At 65.6% G+C, this 8,835-nt stretch carries 12 protein-coding genes; 7 read left to right on the top strand and 5 right to left on the bottom strand.

Features of this window, described 5'->3' with window-relative positions; genetic code table 11:
- Positions 1–276: 276 nt before the first annotated feature.
- Genes BJEO58_RS14360 through BJEO58_RS14345 form a run of 4 tightly spaced genes read left to right on the top strand, consistent with a single transcriptional unit; the run spans position 277 to position 3,661 of the window.
- On the top strand, positions 277–1,227 hold the full coding sequence (locus BJEO58_RS14360; protein WP_101590147.1) for an alpha/beta hydrolase fold domain-containing protein: 951 nt from the start codon (positions 277–279) through the stop codon (positions 1,225–1,227).
- A gap of 30 nt (positions 1,228–1,257) precedes the next feature.
- Entirely contained in the window at positions 1,258–1,866 is a 609-nt protein-coding gene (locus tag BJEO58_RS14355) for a hypothetical protein (RefSeq protein WP_101590146.1), read from the top strand.
- Positions 1,867–1,880: 14 nt separating this feature from the next.
- Entirely contained in the window at positions 1,881–3,023 is a 1,143-nt protein-coding gene (locus BJEO58_RS14350; RefSeq protein WP_101590145.1) for a PD-(D/E)XK nuclease family protein, read from the top strand.
- On the top strand, positions 3,020–3,661 hold the full coding sequence (locus BJEO58_RS14345; protein ID WP_101590144.1) for a YitT family protein: 642 nt from the start codon (positions 3,020–3,022) through the stop codon (positions 3,659–3,661). Before BJEO58_RS14350 ends, BJEO58_RS14345 begins: the two co-directional genes overlap by 4 nt.
- A gap of 150 nt (positions 3,662–3,811) precedes the next feature.
- On the opposite strand, the gene BJEO58_RS14340 is transcribed toward BJEO58_RS14345, so the two are convergent.
- On the bottom strand, positions 3,812–5,023 hold the full coding sequence (locus BJEO58_RS14340) for a N(5)-(carboxyethyl)ornithine synthase (RefSeq protein WP_101590148.1): 1,212 nt from the start codon (positions 5,021–5,023) through the stop codon (positions 3,812–3,814).
- A 147-nt stretch (positions 5,024–5,170) separates the two neighbouring features.
- On the opposite strand from BJEO58_RS14340, the gene BJEO58_RS14335 reads away from it, so the two are divergent.
- The 3 genes from BJEO58_RS14335 (at position 5,171) to BJEO58_RS15285 (ending at position 6,464) form a co-directional block, all read left to right on the top strand.
- Positions 5,171–5,530 carry a VOC family protein gene (locus BJEO58_RS14335; RefSeq protein WP_101590143.1) on the top strand — a complete coding sequence of 120 codons (360 nt, stop codon included), beginning with the start codon at positions 5,171–5,173 and terminating at the stop codon, positions 5,528–5,530.
- 281 nt (positions 5,531–5,811) lie between these two features.
- Positions 5,812–6,204, top strand: coding sequence for a hypothetical protein (locus BJEO58_RS14330; protein ID WP_144573874.1), 393 nt, complete (start codon positions 5,812–5,814; stop codon positions 6,202–6,204).
- Positions 6,205–6,332: 128 nt separating this feature from the next.
- Positions 6,333–6,464, top strand: a complete 132-nt coding sequence (locus tag BJEO58_RS15285; protein WP_257904219.1) for a hypothetical protein — start codon at positions 6,333–6,335, stop codon at positions 6,462–6,464.
- Between the two features lie 30 nt (positions 6,465–6,494).
- On the opposite strand, the gene BJEO58_RS14325 is transcribed toward BJEO58_RS15285, so the two are convergent.
- The 4 genes from BJEO58_RS14325 to BJEO58_RS14310 form a co-directional block, all read right to left on the bottom strand.
- On the bottom strand, positions 6,495–7,454 hold the full coding sequence (locus tag BJEO58_RS14325; protein WP_101590141.1) for an AEC family transporter: 960 nt from the start codon (positions 7,452–7,454) through the stop codon (positions 6,495–6,497).
- Positions 7,455–7,516: 62 nt separating this feature from the next.
- The gene (gene arfB, locus BJEO58_RS14320) at positions 7,517–7,966 is read right to left on the bottom strand and encodes an alternative ribosome rescue aminoacyl-tRNA hydrolase ArfB (protein ID WP_101590140.1); all 450 of its coding nucleotides are present in this window, start codon (positions 7,964–7,966) and stop codon (positions 7,517–7,519) included.
- A 93-nt stretch (positions 7,967–8,059) separates the two neighbouring features.
- Positions 8,060–8,533 carry a heme-binding beta-barrel domain-containing protein gene (locus BJEO58_RS14315; protein WP_101590139.1) on the bottom strand — a complete coding sequence of 158 codons (474 nt, stop codon included), beginning with the start codon at positions 8,531–8,533 and terminating at the stop codon, positions 8,060–8,062.
- Positions 8,534–8,635: 102 nt separating this feature from the next.
- Positions 8,636–8,835 (bottom strand): transposase (locus tag BJEO58_RS14310; protein ID WP_180951982.1); only part of this gene is annotated, 200 nt, incomplete at its 5' end.

Below are 8,835 nucleotides of genomic sequence, written 5' to 3'. Positions count from 1 at the left end.
CCGTCTTCATGGCGAGATCGGGCACGTGCCTCCTGTCGAGTTCGAAGTAGTCCACGCGCAGCTGCCTGCTCGGGCGTTGGCATCAATTTCCAGATAGAAATCCCTCTACAAAACTCGGGGCTTGACACGGCGATGCGCGGAACCCGTGCAGGACGATGACCCGGTCGAACGGTGTGGCGGCAGGTGCGGTTCCCATACGCGGAACGATACGCGGAACGGTGAGCGGGCGACGGCCGATAGTCTGTCGACGACTGGTCGGCTGAAAGAGGGGAACGCATGCGCATCACACTGCCCGAGGCGCTCATCCCGCTGGTGCTGAGGGCCCGGAACGCCAACCGGCCCTTCGTGACGGAGCAGGGAGCCCACGACCGCATCCGCGAGCGGTTCCTGCGACCGGTGCAGTACGGTCCGCCGGCACGGCTGGAGGGCGTCCGAGTCGACCGCCGGCTCTCCGATCCCACCGGGTGGCCGGTCTACGATGTGCGGCCGGTCGATAGCACGCGCTCTGCGGCGGCGTCGTCCTCCGTCGTCGTGTACGTCCACGGCGGCGGGTGGGTCAAAGAGATCACCGGTCCGCACTGGAAGCTGATCGCTCGGATCGCCCGCGAGACGGGCCAGCGCGTGGTCGTGCCCATCCACCCGCTGGTCCCGCTCGGCACAGCGCGCGACGTGCGGGACGGCGTCGTCGACCTGGTGCGGCGTGAAGAGGGCTCCGGGTGCGCCGTGGCCATGGCCGGCGACTCGTCCGGCGGTCAGATCGTTCTGTCCGCGGTGCTGGCGCTCCGCGACGACGGACGAGTCCTGCCGTCCACGGTGCTCCTGTCGCCCGCCCTGGATCTGACATGGAGCAACCCCCTGATCGATGAGGTGCAGCCCCGCGACCCGTGGCTGGGCCGGCCGGGTGGACGGGTGCTGGCAGAGGCGTGGCGCGGAGACGACTCACTCGAAGACCCGGCAGTGAGCCCGCTGTTTGGCGACATGACCGGGGTCGGGCCCCTCACGATCCTCTCCGGCACGCACGATGTGCTGAACCCCGACGCGCACGTGCTGGGCGAGAAGGCGCAGGCCGCAGGCGTGCAGGTCACCCTGCACGAAGCGGAGGGGCAGCTGCACGTGTTCGCCCTCCTCCCGACGGAGGTCGGGGACCAGGGCGCGCGCCGCATCGTCGAGGCGCTGAGACCCGACCAGCGTGGACCCGACCAGCGGGGACCAGATCAGACGTCGTGACAGGCGCTCTGTATCCTCTGTGGTGTGGCGATGAGCAGGGATCCGAAGACGAAGACATGGCAATTCATCTGCATCGCTGGGGCGATCATCGGCGTCGTCTGCATGGTGGTCGTGGTCATCCTCGGTATGAACACGGGACGGATCGTCGCCGGCACACCGGACGACCTCGTCGCGGTCGAGGATTCCGACGAGCTCCTCACAGGTCTGGAGCCGGGGCGCACGTTCTATCTCTACGCTCCTGAGGCAGCGGACATCGAACGCGGGCCTGGAATATTCGACGACGCGGGCGGGCCGCTCGACGAGATCAGTGCTCCGCAGGGCTGGCCCGGCGACTGCGAGTTCGACGGCCCGGATCTGTATGTCTTCGACACTCCTCGCATCGATGCGCCGATCGACGTCGACGGCGTGCCCTACGTGCCCATCCTGATGCTCATGAACGGAAGCGCGCCGGACGCCGACTACACCGCCGAGTGCGCGGCCGACGACCTGCTCGTCGGCACGTCCGTCGACTCGAAGGAGTTCCAGGTGCACGGCATGTTCTGGCCGGCTCTTCTGGTGGGCATCATCGGTCTGCTTGCGGTGCTCGTCGGTGCGGTTGCTCTGGCGGTCCTCAGATCGCCGACTGCCAGGAGGCGGTAGGCCTCAGCCGGTCGTTGGAGCACGACTTCAACGTCTTCGACGTCATGCATCACGGGACTCACGAGAAGCAGCTGTCCAATGTGTTCGCGTGGCTGCTGGACGTCGGTGGAACGCACGGTCTCGGCGATCGCTTCCTGCGAAGCTTCATCGACGAGGTGAATGCTGCGCAGCCCGGGGGAGCGCCGTTCCCCCGTGAGACCTACCGGGTGCGGCAGGAGGTCAACACCGGAATCGGCCCGGACGACATCGACATAGCCGACATCGTGCTCACCGGTGAGACCGCCGCACTCGTCGTCGAGAACTACTTCACGTCGGACGGGCATCAGCACGGCTATGAGAGGTACCTGGCGTTCGGCCAGCGGGACGCACGCCGGGGAGGCGTGGTGATGCTGTGCCGTGACGAGGACCGATCCCGGCTGTCGGACGGCTGGCAGCAGTCGATCGTGGTGACGTACGGAGCGCTCATCGATCGTCTGCACAGCAGTGTCGACGGCGACACGGTGTACCGCAGCGAGAACCCCGACGCGCATTCGTTCATCGCGCAGATGCACCGGAAGTTCGTGAGTGAGGAGAGACGTGTGAGTGATCGCGATGTACTCGGATTCGTCACAGCGATGTGTGATTCCGGCGAGGCGGAACGGTACGGCTGGCGGAGCCAGGACCAGGTGGCAGAGGCGTTCGCCAGTGATCTCGCCGCGCAGGGCAGACAGCGATATGTCGAAGGCAGTGAGCTCCTCCAACGGATCAAGGGACGGCTCCGATCATTCAGCAACGAGATCTTGAATAGGCAGCTCACGAGTACTTTCGGAGACGACCACGTGGGCCCATCACTCGTGCCGTATAGAGGGCTCTATCAGTGGGCGGTTGATTTCACTGTCCACCATGTCGGTGTAGATTCGCCGGCGCCGCATGTCCAGCTGGCCTTCGGTCCGACCGCGTGGTTCGTCAATGAACGGCTTCCAGGTTGGACGCACACGATGGAACCGGGGATCGCTGACTACTCGCGTGTCTTCGTGCTGCGGCTGGATTCGAAGGAGCTCCTCCAGACACCAGTGACGCTGCCGGAAGTCCTCGATGGACTCGGAACGGCCGATCGTCGACTCCACGACGCGGTCGTCGAACTGTTGGCCCGGCGATCCAGCACACTGGGGGAATGACTACCAGCAGCCCACTCACCGACGTCCCCGCCTCACCGCACTCCGTCTGGGAGGACGTGTTCGGCATGGCGACCGGCGTGATCCTCGTGTCCTTCGGCCTGTACCTCCTCGAGGCGGCCGCCCTGGTGACCGGTGGAACCGCGGGTCTGTCACTGCTGCTGTCGCTGGGGACGGGATGGCCGTTCGGCCTGCTGTTCGTACTCGTGAACCTGCCGTTCTTCCTCCTGGCGGTGCGCCGCAAGGGATGGGTGTTCTCCCTGAAGTCCGCGGTGTCGATCGGCGCAGTATCCGGTATCGCGTACCTGCACCCGCACTTCCTACCGCTGCCATCGCTCATCGATGACCTGGCCAGCGGAATCTATGTCGCGATCGTCGGGAACCTCATGGCGGGCACAGGATTGCTGGTCCTGTTCCGCCACGGATCGTCGCTGGGCGGGTTCAACATCGTGGCACTCATCGCACAGGAGCAGTTCGGATGGAGGGCCGGCTACGTGCAGATGGCGTTGGATCTGTGCGTCGTGATCGGTGCGCTGTTCGTGGTGCCCGTGTCCAGCGTGCTGATCTCCGCACTGGGTGCCGCGCTGCTGAACGTGGTGCTCGTGCTGAACCACCGCCCGGGACGGTACACAGGGTACTGACGCACCGGCCTCTCAGAGGTGTATCGCCCGTTCGCCGCCGTCGTTTCGCAGCGGCGCAATGCTCGCAGCGGAGCAATGCTCACGGGCAGGGAGCTCCATCCATCGACTCTGCGGACACAGGGAGTCTTTACGCGCTCGAGTGCAGGGCTGCTACGCCGTGCGGGCGTGAGGATAGTCCGCTGCGCGACTCTGGAAGCTCAGGATGCTCGTGTTCCTGATCACTCCGTCGTGGATCTCGACCGCGCGGTCGATGGTCTGGTTCTTCGTCCACGCGGCAGGTCCTTCCAGCACCGGACGCAGGAACGGCAGGATCGCCTCGCTGATCTCCCAGGTGGCGGAGTCCCACAGGTACGACGGACTGTGATCGACCGCGTAGTAGTGCACTCCGTCGCCGACGGTGAACATCGGATCGTCGAATCCGGTGGGCTTCGCCCACTCGAATCCCATTCCCTCGTCGCACGAGACGTCGATGATCAGACTTCCCGCGGCGAATCCGTCCAGGTCCTGTGACCGCAGGTACGTCAGCGGTGCAGCCACGTCCTGGAGCGTGCAGTTGACGACGATGTCGTGCGCTGCCAGGAACTCCGGGAGCAGGACCTCGCCGTCCGACGTGAGTACCTCACTGAGGTAGGGCGGGCGCCCATCGGTCTGGAGCTGGGTGATGTGGGCGGCATGGATGGGGGAGCCGACTGCGGCGGAGCCGCGCTGCGTGAGAACTTGGATGTCGTGGATCCCCTGCGCTTTGAGCGCGGTCACTGCGCCTCGTGCCGTCGCTCCGAAGCCGATGACGACAGCGCTGAGCCGCGGCCCGTAATCACCCGTCGACCCCGTCAGCTGCAGAGCGTGCAGGACGGAGCAGTAGCCGGCGAGCTCGTTGTTCTTGTGGAACACATGCAGGTTGAAATCTCCCCGACGGGTCCAGTGATTCATCGCTTCGAAGGCGATCAGCGTGAGCCGACGGTCGATCGCGGTCTGTGTCAGCGCCGTGTCCTGCACGCAGTGCGGCCACCCCCACAGGATGCGACCTTCGGGGATCGATGCCACGTCTGCGGCCTGGGGCTTCGGGAGCAGGAGCACGTCAGCGGCCTCGATGACCTCGACGCGGTCCGCGATCCTGCCCACGCGAGACTCGACGTAGCCGGGCTCCAGCTGGAAGTCAGCGGCGTAGCCGCGCTCGATGATCATCCGTGCTCGCACGTCCGGGTCGATCCGGTCCAGGTGTCGGGGGTGAATCGGAAGGCGCCGCTCGTTCTCCATCGTGGAGCTTGCGAGAACTCCGAGGGAGAGGAGTCCGTCGTCCGGTGCGGCGTCGCCGGTCGGAGCAGTTGAGCCAGCTGAGGACGGTTGAACGGTGCCGGACATCCGGCCTCCCATCATTGGGGAACCGAGGTCAGCTCCTCTTCGACTATACGCCGACCGGGTGCTGATCAGGGTCGAAGCACGCCTTGTCACCGTTACCCGTCGACCGCGATACTTCATGGAAAGAACTTCATCCACCGGAGGTGCGCCATGCAGGGCCCACAGCATCACACCCTCAGCTACATCGAATTCGGCGTGACGGACCTCGCCGCGACCCGCGCCTTCTACGAATCCGCCTTCGGCTGGAGCTTCAATGACTACGGTCCGGCGTACAGCGGGATCAGAACACCGGACGGGGCCGGTGAGATCGGTGGGCTGAACCCCGGCGCTCCGCCCAGCAACGATGGGCCCCTCGTTCTGCTCTTCTCCGATGACCTGGAGGCCACGGTGGAAGCGGTGAAGACAGCGGGCGGCACGATCGTGTCGGGACCGTACGAGTTCCCGGGCGGTCGGCGGTTCGAGTTCACCGATCCGAGCGGGAACCGGCTGGGAGTCTTCGCTGCGGCGTGATGGACAATAGGTAGACGCGCTTGATTCGTCCGTGAGTCGGTGCTGCTGGTACGCCCCACGTGCGAAGGAGATCGATGTCTCTCATCAAACCCATTGAGCGAGCACCTCTCGAAGGTGATGAAGCGATCGAAGGCATCCCCGACACGTACGTGCATGACTTCTGGCGGTTCGCTCTGCCGAACCTTCAGGTGAATACAGCTCGGGGTTGGTTTGCAGAGTTCCTTGTGGCGAAAGCTGTTGGGATCGAGCGTCCCGTCAGAATCGAATGGGATGATCACGACGTGGTCTGGGACGGGATCCGCATCGAGGTGAAGTCGTCGGGACGGATGCAGATGTGGGTGCAGAAGAAGCCCTCAGATCTGCGCTTCACCGGCCTCAGCTCCCGTTCGTGGACCGCCGATGCGGTCGATTACGCACCCGAGCGGAGCTACAACGCCGACCTCTACGTGTTCGCAGTGCAGACAGCGGAGACGCACGAAAGCTATGACCCTCTTGATGTGAACCAGTGGCGATTCGCCGTCCTGCCCGTTGCCGCTGTTGAAGCTACGGGCTATCGGTCGCTCAGCTGGACCGCAGCGGAGACTCTCGCCGGTGGCGACATCGGATTCGCGGAGCTTCGGAACGACATCGTTCTGAAATCGGGCCGCATGACCGCAGTCGATCCGACGACGTAGGTCGGTGCGCTCACCTATCCGTGGTGCGATGACGTCGAAGAAGAGGGGACTGACGCCCCGCAGGGTGGTGGTCCCATCTGCCCTGCTCCTAGACTGGTGAACGTCGTACTGACTTCTAGGAGGCCGACATGCTGAACTTCCTGCTCCGCCTGCGACGACTGCGCGGCGACGCACGGGCTGTGCGACGAGGCCCTGAGGCGATGGGCAAGCGCGCCGGACGTCGTGCGGCGCACCGCATCGTGAGCCGACTCTTCCGGTAGGCGCCACGCGGCACAGCTCGCTGCGCGGCGCTACAGGATGATGGCCGCGACGGAGAACGTCGCGAATCCGACCACTGTCGACATGAGGATCACGGCAGCGATCCGACTGCTGTCCGCTCCGAGTCGCTCCGCGAGCATCGCTGCGTTCGCCGCCGACGGCAGCGCGGCGAGCAGCGTGAGGACGAGCAGATCTTCCTGGTGGAGCGGCAGACCGGTGAGGATCGCAAGACTGCCCAGTGCCCACACCAGGGTGGGGTGGAGGAGCAGCTTCAGGGCCGTCAGTACGCTGACGTCGGCCGTGAGGACTCCGCGCCTCGTCGAGTCGTGAGCGCTGCTATCGGTGTTCTTCCGTGCGAGTACGGCGCCGATCGTGAAGAGCGCGACGGGAGTCGCTGCGGTCGCCAGCAGGGTGACGACATGATCGAGAGGACCGAACAGAGACTGTCCGGTCGTTCCCCACAGGGCGCCGAGGATGATCGCCCACGGCATCGGGTTGGCCACGACGCGGATGAATGACGTCTTCACCCTCGCGGCCATGTGTCCCTCGTTGCCCTGCTGGGATATCGCCAGGGCGATCGACTGCATGATGACGATGTCGACGAGCAGCGTCGTGACGATCGGGCCGGATGCCTGATCGCCGCGCAGTGCGGCGATGAGCGGCAGTCCCATGAAGCCGGAGTTCGGGAGGACGGCGATGAGGCCGCCGAAGGATGCATCGAGCCAACTGCGCCGCTGACCGAGTCCGATCGCAACGGCCAGTCCCAGGACCACGAGGCCGGAGACCAGCCAGACGAGGATGGTCGTGGGGTTGAGGAGCTGCGCCACGGGTGTGTCCGCGCCGAACTGGAAGAGCATCGCCGGCAGCGCGATGTAGAGGACGAACGCATTGAGTCCCGGGACGGAATCCATCGGGACGATCCGGAATCGTGCGGCGAGGAACCCGAGCAGAATCACCGCGAAGAAGGGGACGATCACGGAAAGGGTGTCCATGCGGACCTCCTGTCGTGATCGTCTCCACTATGTCGCCAACCAGGAACGATACCGCGAGTGGTCTACTCCGCTCCCGGCCGCTTCCGGTTCTGCTTCTTCTCTGCCCGGATCCGCTTGGCCTTGAGCCGTCGTCGCTTCGACCCGCGCGTCGGTCTGGTGGCACGGCGGACGACCGGTGGAGCCACCCCCTCGCGCAGCAGTTCTGCGAGCCTCTGCCGCGCCGTCGCCCGGTTCCGCCACTGAGAGCGGTGTTCCTCCGCACTGAGAGTGAGCACAGTGCCCGAATCGCCCACCAGTCGCGCGGCCAGGTGCTGCAGAACGCGCGCCCGCTGCTGGTCGTCCAGTGCGGTCGTCGTCCCCAGATCGATGCTGAGCTGCACCTTCGAGTCCGCCGTGTTCACGTGCTGGCCGCCGGGTCCCGACGACCGGGAGAACTGCTCGACCAGCTCAGTCGCCGGAACCACCAGACCGCGGGGCGCGCCGGGCCCCGATGCCACCTGCAGATCATCCACGCGCGCAGGTCCCGATCCGGTTCACTCGACCGGCCCGGTTCACTCGACCGGCCCGTCTCACTCGACCGACCCGGTTCAACTGACCGATCCGTCTCACTCGACCCGTCGCAGCTCGGAGCTGAGGTGATGCGTCATCGGCACACCGACCGCAGCCATCGCGAAGGTCGTCGTGAGCGTGTCACCCGTCAGATCCAAACGACGAACAGTTCCTTCGACGGCCTTCGCGCTTCCCGAGTTCATGACCCGGGAGCGCAGTTCGCAGCTGAAACCGTCGGGTCCGGCTTCCAACGCGCCTTCAGCCAGCTCGGTCTGACCCGTCGGCTGCGCGAGGACGAATTCGACGATCCCTTCCGCCGACACCCGCAGGAAGCCCGTCTCCGTGTGCATCGGTGCACCCTCCGGCGACTGCGTGCGCTGCACGTAGTGGAGGAAGGGCTTGCCCACGTCGGTGAATGTGACGTCCTCTGTGTACTCGAAGGACGTGATCGTGGGGTATTCGCCCCGGCCGGGACCGCGCCAGGTGCCGATCAGCGCGGCGACGGGCTCGAGGCTGGGATGCAGTGCCATGCCGCCAAGACTACCGAAGCGTCCCGCAGCCGCGACTCCTGCGCCCCAGCCCGGTCAAGTCCCTGGTAGTGGTGTAACGGTTGGATCCCTCGTCGAGGGGTCTCAGGCGCTGAGTTCGAATGGGATGTCGGGGTCGGTGCTCACCTCGCCTCCGGTGGTCTCGACGGACGTGAGCCGGCAGCGGGCCAGGACCTCGAGTCCGAGGTACCGACGGCCTTCGGCCCATTCATCAGTCTGCTCAGCCAACACCGCTCCGACCAGCCGCACGATCGCGACTCGATTGGGAAAGATCCCCACGGCGT

Source organism: Brevibacterium jeotgali (assembly GCF_900169175.1).
Lineage (GTDB): Bacteria > Actinomycetota > Actinomycetes > Actinomycetales > Brevibacteriaceae > Brevibacterium > Brevibacterium jeotgali.
The sequence above is the reverse complement of the archived record's forward strand: the minus strand, read 5'-3'. Positions and strand labels throughout refer to the sequence as shown.

Coding starts and splice junctions, on each gene's coding strand:
- BJEO58_RS14360 (WP_101590147.1), top strand. CDS start 277: ATGCGCATCACACTGCCCGAGGCGCTCATCCCGCTGGTGCTGAGGGCC.
- BJEO58_RS14355 (WP_101590146.1), top strand. CDS start 1,258: ATGAGCAGGGATCCGAAGACGAAGACATGGCAATTCATCTGCATCGCT.
- BJEO58_RS14345 (WP_101590144.1), top strand. CDS start 3,020: ATGACTACCAGCAGCCCACTCACCGACGTCCCCGCCTCACCGCACTCC.
- BJEO58_RS14340 (WP_101590148.1), bottom strand. CDS start 5,023: ATGTCCGGCACCGTTCAACCGTCCTCAGCTGGCTCAACTGCTCCGACC.
- BJEO58_RS14335 (WP_101590143.1), top strand. CDS start 5,171: ATGCAGGGCCCACAGCATCACACCCTCAGCTACATCGAATTCGGCGTG.
- BJEO58_RS15285 (WP_257904219.1), top strand. CDS start 6,333: ATGCTGAACTTCCTGCTCCGCCTGCGACGACTGCGCGGCGACGCACGG.
- BJEO58_RS14325 (WP_101590141.1), bottom strand. CDS start 7,454: ATGGACACCCTTTCCGTGATCGTCCCCTTCTTCGCGGTGATTCTGCTC.
- BJEO58_RS14315 (WP_101590139.1), bottom strand. CDS start 8,533: ATGGCACTGCATCCCAGCCTCGAGCCCGTCGCCGCGCTGATCGGCACC.